General features: G+C 37.7%; 13 protein-coding genes. 7 read left to right on the forward strand and 6 right to left on the reverse strand.

Annotated features, from left to right (window positions below):
* Positions 1-305: 305 nt before the first annotated feature.
* Positions 306-1250 (forward strand): aldo/keto reductase, encoded by a 945-nt coding sequence (locus tag FN817_RS04885; RefSeq protein WP_142716958.1) that lies wholly within the window; start codon positions 306-308, stop codon positions 1248-1250.
* Positions 1251-1384: 134 nt separating this feature from the next.
* On the opposite strand, the gene FN817_RS04890 is transcribed toward FN817_RS04885, so the two are convergent.
* The 3 genes from FN817_RS04890 to FN817_RS04900 all read right to left on the reverse strand — a co-directional run bounded on the left by FN817_RS04890 (position 1385) and on the right by FN817_RS04900 (position 5648).
* Positions 1385-3232 carry a chloride channel protein gene (locus FN817_RS04890; RefSeq protein WP_142716959.1) on the reverse strand — a complete coding sequence of 616 codons (1848 nt, stop codon included), beginning with the start codon at positions 3230-3232 and terminating at the stop codon, positions 1385-1387.
* 122 nt (positions 3233-3354) lie between these two features.
* Positions 3355-4347, reverse strand: coding sequence for an SDR family oxidoreductase (locus tag FN817_RS04895; protein WP_142716960.1), 993 nt, complete (start codon positions 4345-4347; stop codon positions 3355-3357).
* A gap of 32 nt (positions 4348-4379) precedes the next feature.
* Complete coding sequence (locus FN817_RS04900; protein WP_142716961.1) at positions 4380-5648, reverse strand: NAD(P)/FAD-dependent oxidoreductase; 1269 nt, start codon at positions 5646-5648, stop codon at positions 4380-4382.
* A 214-nt stretch (positions 5649-5862) separates the two neighbouring features.
* Between FN817_RS04900 and FN817_RS04905 the strand changes: the two genes are divergently transcribed.
* Positions 5863-6852 carry an aldo/keto reductase gene (locus FN817_RS04905; RefSeq protein ID WP_142716962.1) on the forward strand — a complete coding sequence of 330 codons (990 nt, stop codon included), beginning with the start codon at positions 5863-5865 and terminating at the stop codon, positions 6850-6852.
* A 64-nt stretch (positions 6853-6916) separates the two neighbouring features.
* Here FN817_RS04905 and FN817_RS04910 read toward each other — a convergent pair whose 3' ends face one another.
* A complete protein-coding gene (locus tag FN817_RS04910; RefSeq protein ID WP_142716963.1) occupies positions 6917-8293 on the reverse strand; it encodes an endonuclease/exonuclease/phosphatase family protein in 1377 nt (458 codons plus the stop codon).
* Positions 8294-8503: 210 nt separating this feature from the next.
* Here FN817_RS04910 and FN817_RS04915 point away from each other — a divergent pair, with 210 nt between their 5' ends.
* The 5 genes from FN817_RS04915 (at position 8504) to FN817_RS04935 (ending at position 14286) form a co-directional block, all read left to right on the forward strand.
* Entirely contained in the window at positions 8504-9178 is a 675-nt protein-coding gene (locus FN817_RS04915; protein WP_142716964.1) for a response regulator transcription factor, read from the forward strand.
* A 28-nt stretch (positions 9179-9206) separates the two neighbouring features.
* The gene (locus FN817_RS04920) at positions 9207-9563 is read left to right on the forward strand and encodes a four helix bundle protein (RefSeq protein WP_142716965.1); all 357 of its coding nucleotides are present in this window, start codon (positions 9207-9209) and stop codon (positions 9561-9563) included.
* A gap of 43 nt (positions 9564-9606) precedes the next feature.
* On the forward strand, positions 9607-10893 hold the full coding sequence (locus FN817_RS04925; protein WP_142716966.1) for a sensor histidine kinase: 1287 nt from the start codon (positions 9607-9609) through the stop codon (positions 10891-10893).
* A 166-nt stretch (positions 10894-11059) separates the two neighbouring features.
* Positions 11060-11815, forward strand: a complete 756-nt coding sequence (locus tag FN817_RS04930; protein WP_142716967.1) for a COG4705 family protein — start codon at positions 11060-11062, stop codon at positions 11813-11815.
* Positions 11816-11865: 50 nt separating this feature from the next.
* Complete coding sequence (locus FN817_RS04935; RefSeq protein WP_142716968.1) at positions 11866-14286, forward strand: TonB-dependent receptor; 2421 nt, start codon at positions 11866-11868, stop codon at positions 14284-14286.
* Positions 14287-14456: 170 nt separating this feature from the next.
* Here FN817_RS04935 and FN817_RS04940 read toward each other — a convergent pair whose 3' ends face one another.
* Together FN817_RS04940 and FN817_RS04945 are read right to left on the reverse strand one after the other, a co-directional pair.
* Positions 14457-15260 carry an SDR family oxidoreductase gene (locus FN817_RS04940; RefSeq protein WP_142716969.1) on the reverse strand — a complete coding sequence of 268 codons (804 nt, stop codon included), beginning with the start codon at positions 15258-15260 and terminating at the stop codon, positions 14457-14459.
* A 10-nt stretch (positions 15261-15270) separates the two neighbouring features.
* Positions 15271-16935 carry an FAD-binding dehydrogenase gene (locus FN817_RS04945; protein ID WP_142716970.1) on the reverse strand — a complete coding sequence of 555 codons (1665 nt, stop codon included), beginning with the start codon at positions 16933-16935 and terminating at the stop codon, positions 15271-15273.
* Between the last annotated feature and the right edge of the window lie 205 nt (positions 16936-17140).

Raw genomic sequence — 17140 nt, forward strand, 5'->3', positions numbered from 1 at the left:
TTTATAAATCCTACTTTTTAATTTTTAGGCGCTAGAAAATCAAAGATTTTCAGCAAGCGTGTATCTAATTTTTACGGTATCTAATTTTATCGGAGATAAAATCCTTGCGCCTTACGATGGTACAAATAAAATTCTTTGCGCCTTTGCGTTTATCCAACTTCTAATTATTTCAATATATAATAATCAAAAAAACCTTGTAAACATCAGTATTTTCATTAATAATAACTATAACGGGAATGGCTATTTTGAATATTCATCAGGTTTAATATTCCTTACCTTAGAGGTCACTTAGTAAAATTATTTTTATGGAAAAAAGAAAGATCAAAAACACCGATTTAACGATTGCACCAATCAATTTCGGAGGTAATGTTTTTGGATGGACACTGGATGAAAAACAGTCTTTTGATATACTGGACCGTTTTACAGAAGCAGGATTCAATTTTGTAGATACTGCAGATACGTATTCATGGTGGGTGAACGGGAAAGGAGGACAGTCTGAAGAGATCATCGGAAAGTGGATGAAAAGCCGTTCTAACCGTAATGACATCGTTCTGGCAACCAAAGTAGGTTCTGAAACCAAAGAACATGGCTATGATATCAGCAGAAAACATATTTTACAATCAGTAGATGAGTCGCTGAAAAGGCTTCAGACTGATCATATTGATCTTTATTATACTCATTTTGATGACAATGTCACTCCGGTAGAAGAAACACTTTCGGCTTATGATGAGATCATTAAAGCTGGAAAAGTTCGTTATATTGCGGCTTCTAATTTATCACCGGAACGATTAAAAGCATCGTTTGAAGCTGCAGAAAAGAATAATCTTCCCAAATATGTTGCATTGCAGCCTCATTATAACCTGATGGAAAGAGAAGGTTTTGAGGGAAACTATGCACCTTTGGCAGAACAGTTTGATTTAAGCGTATTTCCTTATTGGTCTCTTGCTGCAGGTTTTCTAACAGGTAAATACCGTGATGAAGCGGACCTTGCGAAAAGCGCAAGAGGTGAAGGCGTAAGAAAATATTTAAATGATAAAGGGCTTGAAGTATTAAAAGCACTGGATCAGGTAAGTGCGAAACACAATACTACCCAAGGGACGGTTTCTCTGGCATGGCTATTATCCAATCCTTTGATCACAGCACCTATTGTAAGTGCTACAAGTGCATCACAGCTTGAAACGGTATTCAATGCTCCAAAACTTATTCTGGATCAGGAAGATATTGATCTGCTCAATAAAGCGAGCAACTAATTTTTCAACTTTCATTATAGACTAAAATTAAATCCGTTCAGTGATGAACGGATTTTTTTATTATTTGACGACGCTAACCACCCCGTCAAAAATTCTTTGAATTTTCGCCACAATTGTGATTATTCAGCTATTAATTAATCAGAATATTCTTTCAACAACTGTCTGTAGCTCATCAGTATTGAAGATTTTGAAATAAAGCCTATAAAATCATTATTCTCACTCACTACCGGAAGGTTCCATACGCCTGTATCATCAAAAGTCTGAAGAATATCCAGCGGTTTATTGTCACGGTGGAGTATAGCCGGTGGAGTTTTCATAATCTGAATAACCAGCTGGGAAGCATCCATTTCCTTGTTAAAAAGATAAGGTCTTATATCATCCAGGGTTAGGATTCCCTTTAGCTTTTTATTATCATCTACAACGGCAAAAATATTTTTATCTCCGTTTTTTACCATTTCAAATAGTTCAGTAACAGAAGCATTCTCATTAATCGTCTGAGAATACTGATCGATAAAATCTTCCGTTCTCAAAGCAAAAAGAAGGTTTTTATCATGTTTATTGGTCAATATCTTTCCTTCATCGGCTAAAGATTTCAGTTCCGGAGAAATTGGGGAAAACCATTTGGCAATAAGATAAGACATCACAGAAACAATCATCAGAGGAATGAACAAATCATACCCGAAACTGGATTCAGCAATCAGAAATATCGCTGTAAGAGGAGCGTATAATACACCACTCATTGCTCCGGCCATTCCTACCAGAACAAGATTTGTTACCGGAACGTCTGTAAAACCTATGTGCTGGCAAACCAGAGCAAATAAGTACCCTAAAGTCCCTCCTGCAAAAAGCGACGGAGCAAAATTACCTCCGTTCCCTCCGCTGAATATCGTAAAAGAAGTGGCAAATGCTTTTAACAGCAATACCAGAACTAAAAATATAATAATTGTCCATTCTCCGATCTCAAAATACCTGAAAAAACTGTTTTCAATAATAGAATGGGTATTTCCGTTGGTAAATGCTTTCACCGTTTCATATCCTTCTCCGAATAAGGGAGGAAACAGAACACACAACAATGAAAGTACAGCGCCGCCAAACATTGCTTTTCGCATTCTGGAAAGCTGAAGCCCTTTTATAAAATGTTCTACTTTTTGAGAAATAATTACAAAATAACGGGCATACAAGCCTGTTACAATTCCTAAGATAAGATAATAAGGAACATTTTTATAGTTGAATGCATCTCTTGTATAAAACCTGAAAAGAACATCTTCCTGAAGCAAAATCCTCGACAAAAGACTTCCGCAGACAGCAGCCACCACCAAAGGAATAAAGTCTGTAAAAACCACTCCCGTCAGGAGAATTTCAAAGGCAAACATAATTCCGGCAATCGGCGCATTGAACGCCGAAGCAATCCCTGCTGTAGCACCTGCGGCCAGCAATAGAGTACGTTCTTTGTAACTTAATCTGTAAGTCTGCGCATAGTTTGAGCCAATAGCAGCTCCGGTAACGGCAATAGGACTTTCCAGCCCTGCAGAACCTCCCAATCCTACGGTAACTGCACTCTGTATCACCTGAGAATACATTTTAACGGAAGCTACGATACTGGAATTCTGTGCAATTTCATAGAGAATAGCCCCGATACCTTTACGGTCCTGTCCTTTGAACAAGGTCAGAACAATCATAGTGGTCAAAACAATTCCTAAAAAAGGAAAAACAATATAGAACAATATCTGATATTCAAAATGGACTTTATTCGTAATGAAATTGTGGATATAGTGTACCAGCGTTTTCAGAATAACTCCCGCAAGACCCGCAGTGCAGCCTACCAGAATCCCGGAAAGAACAAGGAACTGATTTCGGCTCAGCCTGTTGTTCAGCCAATGCAGAATAAGCTCATAACTGCGTGCTTTTTCTAATCCGTATTTCTGGAAATCTCTTTTAAATTTAAGGAAGCTCAGGTACTTTTTTTTGTTGTGAATTTTCACCTTGGAAACATTTTTATGCTGCTATGAATGGATACAGCTCCGTAAATTTATGAAATATCTTACAAAAACACCTAAAAACACCTTTCTCAATTTCTATTCATGATCTTTAGCTATGACAAACTTTATCCTGTTTTCTTAGAATTACCTGTTAATAATAATCCTGCAACCACAGCTCCAATAAGTCCTGCACCTGCCCAGATCAAAGGTTTTGCAGGAATAGAGAACAATGTTTTTCCATCAATTCCCATATTTCCTTTAGAAGGTTCCTGTACATTCCCGCCGGTGTTTTTATCGTGATGTGCTTTTTTCATAACCATCCGCATTCCTGCTGAAGAAACATAGCGGATCACTCCCGGAAACATTTCATACAGGTTTTTAAATACCACTGCGGACCAATCGGGATAGGTAGCTTCTTTTGGATTCTTGGCAGTCTCTACAATAGAAGCGGCCAGCTTACGCGGATCAAATGAAGGAGGAGGTGTACTGAGTTTTACTCCTGAGTAATTAGCAGCATGTTCTATTCCTGATGACTTCTGAAATCCCGGGTAAAGCGCACAGATATGAATATCAGGAAAATCTGAAACTTCTCCCTGTAAGGTTTCCACCATACCGCGGATTCCAAATTTTGAGGCGGTGTAGGCTGTTCCATACGGTGCAGGCATCCATCCGCCAATAGAAATATTATTAAGCAAGACTCCTTTTTTCTGTTTTTTAAAGACAGGAAGCACTGCATGGGCCGAGTGCATATATCCCAGCAGGTTTGTTTTCACAATCTGATCGCTGACATCAACCGGAATTTCCTCAAATTTACCAAATGCCAGCACTCCGGCATTATTCACCCAGTAATCAATTTTACCACTAAATTCAAGGGCTTCTTTAACTAGATTTTCAACGTCTTCGGCTATAGAAGTATCTGTGGGAACAGCGATCACCGTAGCGCCCAGTTTCCTGCATAGTTCTGCTGTTTCTTTCAAAGCATCTTCACCTCTTGCTGCCAGCACAAGATCTGCTCCCTGTTCTGCAAAAGCTTCTGCTGCAGCCTTCCCAATACCACTTGAAGCACCTGTAATGACTACTGTTTCTCCAAAAAAAGGAGGTCTTCTTTGATTTTTCATATTAATAGAGATTTAAGTGTTGGTATTTTTAATTATCCGTTCCCTGTATTTCTTTTTGGAAAGAGAATAAGCCTGATGGATGGATTGTTGGTGATAAACAGACGGAACCAGTCCATTGCCATCTGAATTTTATTTTTGAATCCTACCAGAGGAATAATATGAATGAAAAGCCAGGTGAGCCACGCTATGAATCCATTAAAAGAATGCTTTGGAAGATCTACCACAGCATTGTATTTTGAAATAATGGCCATACTGCCTTTATCATTGTACCGGAATTGCTCCAGAACTTTTCCGTCTTCTATCCGTTTAAAATTGGCAGCGAGATTTTTCCCCTGCTGAATGGCAACCTGAGCAAGCTGGGGATGTCCTTTCGGAAATTTTTCTTCAGCCAGCATTAAAGAAAGGTCTCCCAATGCATAGATATTGGCCGTTCCTTCTACTTTATTATAGGCATCTACTAAAACTCTTCTTCCTTTTCCAATGCTTTCTTCCGGCAACCCCGGGATTTCTTTTCCAATCACTCCGGAAGTCCAGATCAGGGTCTCCGTTTCAATAGATGTTCCGTCGCTTAGAATAACTTTATGATCAGTGTAATCTTTTACTGAAACATTCAGCAGAATTTTAACGCCTAATTCTTTCAGTTTTTCATAGGCTGTTTCCTGAGCCAGCTGGCTCATTGGTGAAAGTAAGGTAGGTAAAGCATCAATCAGGTAAAGGTTAGAAAGCCCCAGTTTTATTTCAGGATATTCTTTCTGAGCAATGTATTTTCCCATCTCAGCCAGCATCCCGGCCAGTTCTACTCCTGTAGGACCACCTCCGGCAATAACGATATTCTGAAGTTTTTCTGCTTCTTTGATGTCCTTATTCCGGGCAGCTTCTTCCAGGGTCAGCAGGATATGATTTCTGAGATAAAGAGCTTCTTCAATATTTTTCATAGGCAGGGCACATTTCTTTACATTTTCCATTCCAAAGAAATTAGATTCTGTTCCTAATGCCAATACCAGATAATCATAGTTCAGGTTTCCTGTATCAGTTTCTATGGTCTTATTTTCAGGGTTTACTTTCAACAGGCTTCCCATATGAAATTTCACATGTTTGTCGTTGGAAAAGAGTTTCCTGAAAGGGTAGCTGATATTGGAAGCTTCTATAAAGGAAGTAGCAACCTGATAGATGAGTGGCGGGAAAAAATGATAATTGTTCTTATCAACCAGGGTTATCTTGAACCTTTTATCATTTTTGAGAGATTTGATAAGATTGATGCCCGCAAATCCTCCTCCTACGATTAGAATATGCTTTTTCATAATAATTTGTTATTGAAATGGTATACTGAAAATGATTCAATAACAAGACCAAAGAAGTTACAAAGTAAATATTTAACATAATGTTTAAAACAACAAAACCCACCTTATTTTAATGAGAAACAAGAGTTTCAGGGTTTGCAATCTGTTTTTCTTTTTAACTTTTCGCACGATGTTTGCAGCCTGTTTAAGAATCCAACACTTTAAATATATTCATATGAAAACAGACATTTTAACAGAAAAGCACCGACTGGGACTCGGTGGAGTAGCGATAGGAACGGCTTTTGAAAATATTACAGATGAACAGGCTCATAAGATACTGCAAACAGCCTGGGATACAGGAATCCGATATTATGATACGTCTCCGTGGTATGGACTGACCAAGAGTGAGCGGAGATTCGGAGATTTTCTTAAGGATAAAGACAGGAGTGACTTTATTTTTTCAACCAAAGTAGGAAGACTTTTTCATGAGGTTTCTGAATCTGAAGTTCCACCTACCATGTGGAAAAATCCTCTTCACTACGATTTCTTTCATGATTATACAGCCAATGCTGTGCAAAAATCTATTGAAGACAGCCTGGAAAGAACCGGACTGAGCCATATTGATATCGTTTACATTCATGACCTGTCTGAAGATCAGGTAGGAGACCGCTATCCTTATTTTCTGAAACAGGCAAGAGAAGGGGCTTTTAAGATTCTTTCAAAGCTTAGGGAACAGGGAGTTATCAAAGCATGGGGAATGGGTGTGAATAAGATAGAACCTATTTTAGACTGTATTGATTCTGCCGATCCGGATATCTGTCTTTCAGCAACCCAGTATTCTATTCTGGAACATGAAGATGCGGTGGACCGGCTGCTTCCCGTTGTGAGAAAAGCAGGGGTAAAACTTGTTTCAGGAGCAGGATACAATTCAGGGTATCTGGCAGGAAGAGAACGCTACAATTATAAAGATGTGATCCCAAAAGGGATGTATGAGAAAAGAGCCCGCATGACATCTATTGCAGAAAAATATAACATAAGTATTATTGATGCTGCTCTTCATTTTGTATTAGCCGCTGATGAGTTTGCTTCTATTATTCCCGGAGCAAGCAAAAAAGAGCAAGTAATGGATAATGTAGAAGCCCTGCATGCCGATATACCTATGGGTTTCTGGCAGGAATTAAAAGCCGAAGGCCTGATTTATGAAAAAGCACAGGTCCCGCAATAAATAAGAAAAATACATAAAGAGAGTTGAATCATTCACTATTCAACTCTCTTTTAAAACGATATAATTAGTTACCGTATGTAAAATAAACTCTTGGTGCTATCTCAGTATAGCCACCGTCTTTAAAGTAAGCAGCAAAATATTTTCCCGAATTATTTAATTTAAAATTAAGAGAGCCATTAATCTGTCCGTTTGTATATTCCCATTTTGTTGAGTAATTAACAGCTGTATTTTGCCCGGGGATGATGCCGTCTCTGTAAATACCAATCCAGGCTTTAGGATCAGCAGACCCATTGCTATAAACAATATTGATATTTTCATTGAGCGCATATGCGGTTTTATTAAGGCTTATTGCAGGAGTGGATATATTTTTAGTTTTGACTGCAAATGTTGTCCATACGCCTTTATGGTCTGTAGGCCATATACCAACAGGTTCTGAAAATTTATCTTTTGAAGTCTCTAATTGAGGAGTATTCTTGACAACAGTTTTTTTGGGACCTACGATATAGCTGTCTTTTACTCTTATTGTACCATCATCGTAATAAAAAATATAATCTATTCTGTCCCGCTCATCAGCTTTAGGTGCCCAGGATGCCTGTGCCGGCCATGTAAAACCAGGATATTCCACCTCATTTGGATACATGACTCTATAACTATCCTTGAACCCATTTTTAGATAAGGTAAGAGTGGAGTTCCAATTCATAACCACTCCACGGTGATCGTAAAGGTTTTTGACGGCTTCGGTCCAGTCAAGGTGAGATGCTTCATTGAAATCTCCACCTAAGACTATTGTTCTTCCTTTTGCAATATCCTCCTTTACGCGTGCAAGAAACTCCTGAATTTCCTTTGGTCTGTTAGAGCTGTTGTTAGATTGACTGATCTTAACCGGATCAGTAACCGGAGCGGGTAATTCGTTAAAAGTTACAGGATCGTAGCCCCGGGGATAATTAACTGCATAATTGGTATAATCCAAATGTCCGGAGTACACAGCAATCTCATTTCCCGGTACAATTTCAGTGAGGAGCCGATGATAAGCGCTGAATTCCGAATACTCCTTGATGGGATATTTACTCAGAACGCCATTATCATTTCCTTTCAATGCATAATATGTTTTTCCTTTCGCTTTTAAAGAGGCTACAATACGTTGGTCAAAAGAAGTGTTGTTATAGTTTCTTATTTCGGACAACGTTACAAAATCCGGTTCACGGGCTGCGATTTCATTAACAACTGCTTCATATCCTCCGGAAACCTTCGTCCCTTCCTGCCAGATATTAAATTGAAATACACTAAAAGAATATTCGGTATTGTTTAATTTTCCTACACCAGATAAATTATTATTTTTATCTGCTAATGAGGAAGAGTCAGGCTCAGAGTCAGAACTCCTACAAGAAGTAAAAGACAATACTATCGCTGACAAGATCGAAATAAATAATATTTTTTTCATAATATTTTTTTTATTTCAAATATAAGTGATTTCATTTAATTATCTCATTACCCGCGTGTTAATTGTTTTCATTTTATGCAATACATTAAACATTTTGTGAGATTACACTTTATTTAAATAAAATTTTAAACACAATATTTTATTTACTTAATTTTATATAGCAAAATTTAAATTCAAAATTTCTTCAAAATTTAATGATAGTTTTATGGCATGAAAATCCTAATCGTTGAAGACGAAACAGCACTTACCCAAAGCATTTCCGAATATCTGTCTGGAGAGAACTACCTGTGTGAAGCTGCCAGCACATTCAGTGAAGCCATGAGTAAAATAGAGATATTTGACTATGACTGCATTTTACTGGACATTATGCTTCCGGATGGAAATGGTCTGAAAATACTTGAAGAATTAAAAAAGCAACAGAAACAGGACGGCGTAATTATTATTTCTGCCAAGAATGCTTTGGATGACAAAATTGAAGGGTTAAAACTGGGTGCGGATGATTATCTTACCAAGCCTTTTCATCTCTCCGAGCTTATGGCAAGGGTATATTCTATTATCCGGAGGAAGCAGTTCAGCAGCTCCAATGTAGTAAAACAAAATGAACTTCAGATTGATTTGCTGGCTAAAACAGTTGCTGTAAATGATGAAGCCATTTCATTAACCAAAAAAGAATTTGACCTCTTGATTTATTTTATCGGCAATAAAAATAAAGTCATCTCCAAAAGTACTCTGGCAGAACATCTTTCCGGAGATCTTGCAGATATGCTAGACAATCATGATTTTGTATATGCCCACGTAAAAAACCTTAAGAAAAAGCTGTATGATGCGGGATGTGGACATTATCTGAAAACAGTGTATGGAACGGGCTATAAGTGGGAAAACTAGAATAATTATAAATGATGAATTATAAATTATGAGTGAAAAGAAAAATGTGCTGAAAGATAAAAGTTTTAGTTTTGCAATTAGGATTATTAATCTTTATAAATATCTTTCTACTTCTAAGAATGAATATGTTCTGAGTAAACAGCTATTAAGAAGTGGAACAGCGGTGGGAGCTTTGATAAGAGAGTCACAGAATACAGAAAGTAAAGCAGACTTTATTCATAAGCTCGCTGTTGCTCAAAAAGAATGTGATGAATCTATTTACTGGATTGAGCTTTTATATCATACTGAATATTTACCATCTACTGAATTTGAAAGTATAAATAATGAAGCCATAGAAATATTAAAAATAATCCGAAGCATCATCATTACATCAAAAAACAAATAGTCTTCCGTAAAAAACAATTCATAATTTATAATTCATAATTATCTTGAAGCCTCTACTCACCAAAACCACAAAACCTTTTCTCATCTACGTACTTATTGTACTGATGATAAGCATTCCTGTCTATTATTTTGTGGTGGACACCATCTGGAAAGGTGAGCTGGATGAGCATAATCACATTATTATCAAGAAAACGGCTTATGAATTTAATCAATTAAAGCTGTCTGAAGAAGAATTGGACAAAAGCGTTACACTATGGAATCATATCCAGCCTGAAACGAATATTGAGAAAATTTCAACTCAGCAAATAAAACGGGATACGGTTTATACTTATGAAAAGCATTTACCTTTTATTTCGGAACAAAAAAAGGAACGGTACAGATGCCTGAAAAAGGTCATTTATCTGCAAAACAAACCTTATCTTTTTACTATACAGACCAATATTGAGGAATCACATGAAACAATAGCGGTGATCGCAATGATTACCATATTTTTCTTTGTAATCATTGTTTTAGGGCTTTTATACCTGAACAGAAAGCTTTCGTCATCTATCTGGAAGCCATTCAGGGATACATTGGATCAACTGAAAACCTTCAATCTTAACAGTCAGAATATCCTACAATTTCCAGCTTCTTACACCACAGAATTTGAAGAATTGAATCAGTCTCTTTATAAACTGATAGAACGCAATATTTCTACTTATAAAACCCAGAAAGAATTTACAGAAAATGCTTCCCATGAGCTGCAGACTCCGTTGGCCATCATTAAGAATAAGCTTGATCTTTTGCTTCAGGATCAGAATCTCACTGAAAAGCAGTACAGAATTGCCGAAGAGATGAACAAGGCTCTTACAAGAAGCTCCCGCATCAATAAAAACCTTTTGCTGCTGGCTAAAATTGAGAATAACCAGTTTGACGGTTCGGAGATTGTTTTGTTTGACCATTTACTTCAACAAAGTATTGATACCCTCGGGGAACATTTTGAGCAAAAAAATATTTCCGTTCAGGAAGAGATCTCTGGCGGTGTACAGGTGAACGGAAACAGCATTCTCACAGAAATACTGATTAACAATCTCATCATCAATGCCATTCGCCATACTTCTCCGGGAGGGTTTATTTCTATACAATTGACAGATTCTTCGTTTGAAGTTTCCAATTCCGGAGTTGAAAAGCTGAATACGGATTTCCTGTTCAAAAGATTTTCAAAACTTTCAACAGATAACAGCGGAAGCGGGCTGGGACTCGCTATCATTCAGGAAATCTGCAGGTTTCATCATTGGACGATTAGCTATCGCTTTGAAAACCATCGTCATTTCTTCACTGTTAAGTTATAGTTAAAAAAATTTAACGGCTCCGGCAATTCAAAATTTCTTCTAAATCGCATTGCACCTTTGTATAGAATATACTGAGGCAGATGGTTATTTGTAAAATGACTTCATTCACAGGAATTATCTGGTTTTCTGAATCAATGCCATTTGTGGCATCTAAAAACAAAGCAAAATGAGAACAGCAAACAAAGTAGCAGCCGTTACACTCCTTTTCTGGCTTATGAAAATTGTAGCCACCACCTTGGGGGAAACCTTGGGAGATTTTATTTCTATGACCCTTAATCTGGGGTATGTTGTAGGAATTTTGGTTACACTCGCATTTTTTATCCTCATATTATCCGTACAGCTTAGTGTAAAAAAATATATTCCGGCAGTTTACTGGATCGTGATTATCGCAACAACAACTTTGGGAACAGAAATCTCCGATTTTATCGACCGTACTTTAGAAGCAGGATACCTGGTGGGGAGTCTGATTTTACTTTTTGGTCTTTTAAATTCCTTATTCTTATGGTACCGAAAATATAAAAACCTTGAGGTTTATCCCATTTTTGAAAGAAATAAAGAATTCTATTACTGGACGGCCATCTTATTTTCCAATAGTCTGGGAACGGCTTTTGGGGATTTTCTGAGTGATAATTTAGGACTCGGATATATGACGGGAGCTTTGATCACCGGGCTCATTATATTAATAGTAGTAGCGCTTCATTATTTTACAAAAATCAATCATGTTGTCCTGTTCTGGATTGCTTTTGTTTTTACCAGACCATTTGGTGCTACATTCGGAGATCTTTTGACAAAACCTTTAGCTAAAGGAGGTCTGGACCTTGGAACACTCAATGCTTCCCTGATATCTCTTGCTCTGATGGTTTTGATGATTATCATCTCACAAAGAAAACACAGCCGGGAATTACCTATTCAAAACGAATAATTAATATTCTCCTTATAACAAACTTTTTATAGAAAATAAAGAATAGCAGAATGAATAAAACAGCCTTGTTATTTTTCCCAACCTGTATGGTAATTTCTTCCCTTGTTTCAGCGCAGACAGCTTCTGTAACGGCATCCGGAAGAATCATGAATAAAGATAAAACTGCAATACCTTACGCCCATATTATTTTAAAAAAAGAAAAAGACAGCACTTTTACGGCCGGAACTATCACCAATGAAGAAGGAAGATTTTCTATTACAGGTATAAAACCGGACCATTATCTTCTTGAAACCTCCATCACCGGATATAATACGTATACCCAGCCCGTTTTCATAGGAAGTCTTTCAGAATTTCTGGAAGTCCCTGTTATTGAACTGAATCAGAAACAGGAAAATGAAACCAAAATAGAAGCCATCACCATTACGGCATCTAAAAAAAATGAGATAGACAGCCGACTTGATAAAAAAACGTACTCTGTAGCAGACAACATCAGCCAAAGTGGCGGATCAGTATTACAAAGTATGCAGAACCTTCCGGGAATTACTGTACAGGACGGTCAAGTACAGCTTAGAGGAAATGATAAAGTAACGGTACTTATTGATGGTAAACAGACTGCTCTCACCGGGTTTGGAAGCCAGACAGGGCTGAATAATATTCCGGCTTCTGCCATTGATAAAATTGAAATCATCAACAATCCTTCCTCAAAATATGATGCAAATGGAAATGCGGGAATCATCAATATTATCATGAAAAAGAATAAACAGAACGGATGGAACGGAAAAGCAGGATTTACAACAGGTTTAGGTTCTCTTTGGGTAAGAAAAGAAAATCTTCCCACCATAAGACCACAGTATACACTAACGCCTAAAATAAACCCATCACTGTCTGTAAATTACAGGAAAAACAAGGTAAATATATTTTTGCAGGCCGATAATTTATATACTGAAACACTTAATAAAAATGAATTTGTAACCCGTACTTATGATAATGGAACCGTTATTAATTCTCAGCTGAAAAGAAACAGAAATACGAATTTTTTTACCACTAAAGCAGGAATAGACTGGACCATTGATCCGCAAAATACCGTAACCATTTCAGGAATGTATGGAAGCGAAAAGATTATTGACAGGGGAGATCAGCCGTTTTTCAATGGAGATAGGTCCCAACGTCTGCGCCTGTGGCAGTTTTTGGAAGACGAACTGAAAACAACCGTGATGGGAACCGCTTCTTATCAGCATAAATTCAAAGATGCCGGACATGTTTTGAACGTAGGATTCAATTATACTTTCCACAGAGAGGATGAAAAGTATTTCTATGATAATTATCTTCCTTCTTCCACAGGAACGGATGCCTTCAAGCTGCTATCTGATGAGCAGGTGTATGATTTCAACGTAGATTATGTAAAACCTCTGAAATACGGCCGGATAGAAACCGGGATTAAAGTAAGAAACAGAAGCATTCCTACCAACATGAATTTTATTCCCGGTACCAATTCTGTACTGGATGCTTCTGCGGGAGGGAAAGCCGATTATAAAGAATTTATTCCTGCAGTATACGGAAATTATGTTTTTGAAAATGAAAAATGGGAAGCAGAACTGGGACTGAGGCTGGAATATGTAAAAATTCAATATGATGTAAATCCCAACCACCCAACTTATAAAAGTGACGGATACAATTATACCCAGCCATTCCCGAATTTCAGACTTGCTTATAAGCTTGATGACCGTAATAAGTTCTCTGTATTTTATAATAGAAGGGTAGACCGTCCTAATGAAGTGGACATCCGTATTTTTCCAAAGTATGATGATGCAGAAATCATTAAGGTAGGAAATCCGGCACTGCGTCCTCAGTTTACAAATTCTATTGAATTGGGATATAAACACAATTGGGATAACGGATATTTATATTCTGCTTTATACCACCGTTTTGCCAACGGGACCATCACAAGAATTTCAAGTATTGTCCCGAACAGCACTCTTATTTATGCCATATTCCAGAATGCCGGAAAAAGCTATAACACAGGGATTGAAACAATATGGAACCAAAAGGTATCGGATGCCTATTCCTTTAATGTCAACGGAAATTTATACCGTAATCAGATCAATGCATTTACTGTAGAAAACCTGTATCCAAAGCCTAATACTTTTTCTGCAGACCAGCAGACTGCCATTTCAGGGAATGTCAAGATGAATAACGTTTTTCATTTTTCTAAGGGATTGGATATGCAGTTTACACTGGTTTATCTGGCTCCGGATATTATTCCGCAGGGAAGAATACAATCAAGGTTTTCAATGGATGCAGGAGTGAAAAAATCTATTCAGAAAGGGAAGGGTGAACTGTTTTTAAATGCTTCGGATTTACTCAACACAATGGTCATCAGAAAATCTATTCAGGGTAGTGGATTCGCTTATACCAGCAATGATTATTATGAAACCCAGGTGATCCGGCTTGGGTACAGCTATAAATTTTAACACCAAATTCGTAATGCCATTTTATCAGAATAAAATTGTAGGAACAGGATTGATAAAAACCCTTTACCATACAAAAGACTGTCTCAAAAGTCAGATAATTTCGCTTTTGTCATTGATTGAGATTCTTCATTACATTTCATTCAGGATGACACTTTTGAGACAACCTCTTTTTATACCACTTTCGCCTTACGGACTATTTTTGCCAACAGGTTCGGAAAGAATCTCTTCAGGTAAACCGCCATGACTTCTTTACCTCCTATGGCTTTTTGTTTTTTCTGCTTTTCTATGGCATAGAGCATTTTTTTTGCGAAAATATCTACAGGCATTCCATTTTTTGTGGCATCATCCATTGTACCTTGTGATGAACCATCTCCGGTAACCGCATTAATGGAAATATCGGTCTGTATAAAACCCGGACAAATGATCGTAATCCCAATATTCTGACTGAATAATTCTGCCCGTAAAGCATCGAAAAAACCATGTAAAGCATGTTTTGCTCCCGCATATCCACTTCGCATAGGAGCTCCGAATATTCCCATAAGACTGGATACAACCGCAATCTGTCCTCCTTTATTTCTGATCATATAAGGTACAGTTGCTTTAGTAAGGGCCACCGTTCCGATATAATCAATATCTATAAGCTGTTTATCCACCTCAATATCCGTTTCCATGGCTAAAGAACGTTGAGAAAGTCCTGCATTATTGATCAGAATATCAATTTTTCCAAACTGTTCTGATGCTTTTGCTGCAATGGCAGGCATTTCTTTATAATTCTTCAGGTCTAAAGGAATCACGGCATACCGATCTTTACTTAATCCTGCTTTTTCAGCCACCACATGCAGCTGTTCTTCTTTTCTGGACGACAGGATGATTTTAGCATTGCTGTTCTTTGCCAGATCTATTACCAAAGCTTCTCCGATACCTGATGAGGCTCCGGTAATCCAAATGACTTTATGATCAAAATAACTGCTCATACTTTACTATTTAATTTTTAAGTCCTGCAATATATTGTCCGGCTTTCATTCCTGAAAAAATACACCCTCCCAAAAATGTTCCTTCCAGCGCTCTGTAACCGTGCATTCCTCCACCGCCAAAGCCTGCCACTTCTCCGGCTGCATACAATCCCTCAATAATGCTGTCGTCCTCTTTTAAAACCTGACCATTAAGATTGGTTTTTATACCTCCTAATGTTTTACGCGTTAAAATATTGAGTCTTACAGCAATCAAAGGTCCGTTTTCAGGAGCTAAAATCTTATGAGGAGCTGCTACACGCCCAAGTTTATCTCCTAAATAATTTCGGGTATTGCGAAGGTAATTGACCTGCGTATCTTTTGAAAATTTATTGTCTAATTCTCTGTCACGGGCTTCAATCTGAGATTTTATTTTATCATAATTCAAAAGTCTGCTTCCGGCCAGTTCATTCATTCTCTTTACCAGATCTTCCAGATTATCTGATACAATAAAGTCTTTTCCATGTTCTTTAAAAGCTTCTACCGGCCCGGGAGCTTTTTTACCAAAAATCCTTTTCAGAAAAAGAACGTAGTCCTTATTCGTGATATCCGGATTCTGTTCTGAACCCGAAAGGGCAAATTCTTTTTTAATAATTTTCTGAGTGAGGATAAACCATGAGTAAGAAAAACCTGTTTCCTGTATATACTGTAAAGTTCCCAACGTATCAAACCCGGGAAGAAAAGGAGCGGGCAGACGTTTTCCTTTTGCATCAAACCATAAAGAAGAAGGACCAGGTAATATACGGATTCCATGGTTAGGCCAGATAGGATTCCAGTTTTGCAACCCTTCTGTGTAATGCCACATTCTGTCGCGGTTGATAATATGAGCTCCAGTATTTTCTGCGATACCGATCATTTTTCCATCTACATAGGCAGGAACGCCGCAGACCATATTTTCCGGTGCTTTACCAAGTCTTTCCGGCCAGTTTTTTCTTACCAGCTCATGATTGGCACCAATCCCTCCGGAAGCAATAATGATATTGGGAGCGGTATATTCAAATGATGAAATCACATTTCTGTTTGTTTCAGCGCCTCTTTCTTTAGTATCATTCTCCAGAATATCTCCTTTGAGTCCTTTGATTTTTCCATTTTCTAAGATTAATTCCGTCACTCTGTGCCTGAATTTCATCTGCAGCAACCCTTTTTCCTGAGCTTTGTATGCTTTTTCTACAAAAGGTTTAACAACTCCTGTCCCGGTTCCCCAGCTTACATGAAAGCGAGGTACTGAATTTCCATGTCCTGTTGCTGAACCATCACCACGTTCTGCCCAGCCAACCATAAACATCAGCTTGATCCCTAATTTGGAAATGTATTCATACTTTTCACCGGCAGCAAATTTCAGATAAGCTTCAGCCCATTGACGGGGCCAGTAATCTTCCGGACGATCGAAACCCGCTGTTCCTTTCCAATCCTGAAGTGCCAGTTCATAAGAATCTTTGATCCCCATTTTCCTTTGCTGAGGCGAATTAATCAGAAAAAGCCCTCCGAAAGACCAGAATGCCTGTCCTCCTATATTCTGTTCAGTTTCCTGATCCAAAAGCAGGACTTTTTTTCCGGCATTGGTAATTTCCATGGCAGCAGTAAGCCCTGCCAGTCCGCTTCCTATGATGATGGCATCAGGCCGGAATGTTTCTTCCATTTTCCAGGTATTTTTATTGAATGATACTTACTATAAATGTATTAAATATTTAAAACCAAAAAAATATAAGCTGCAAAATATTAAGTATTTAATACTAAAGTTGTTTATACTTTACAAAATCACAGAAAATTTTCGTTTTAAAGCACTGTTTTTCAGGGAAAATCAATTACTCTCTTCAAAATATCCCGTAAATGCCGATTTTCCT

Origin of the sequence: Chryseobacterium rhizoplanae (assembly GCF_900182655.1) — a bacterium.
In the GTDB taxonomy this organism is placed as follows: Bacteria; Bacteroidota; Bacteroidia; order Flavobacteriales; family Weeksellaceae; genus Chryseobacterium; species Chryseobacterium rhizoplanae.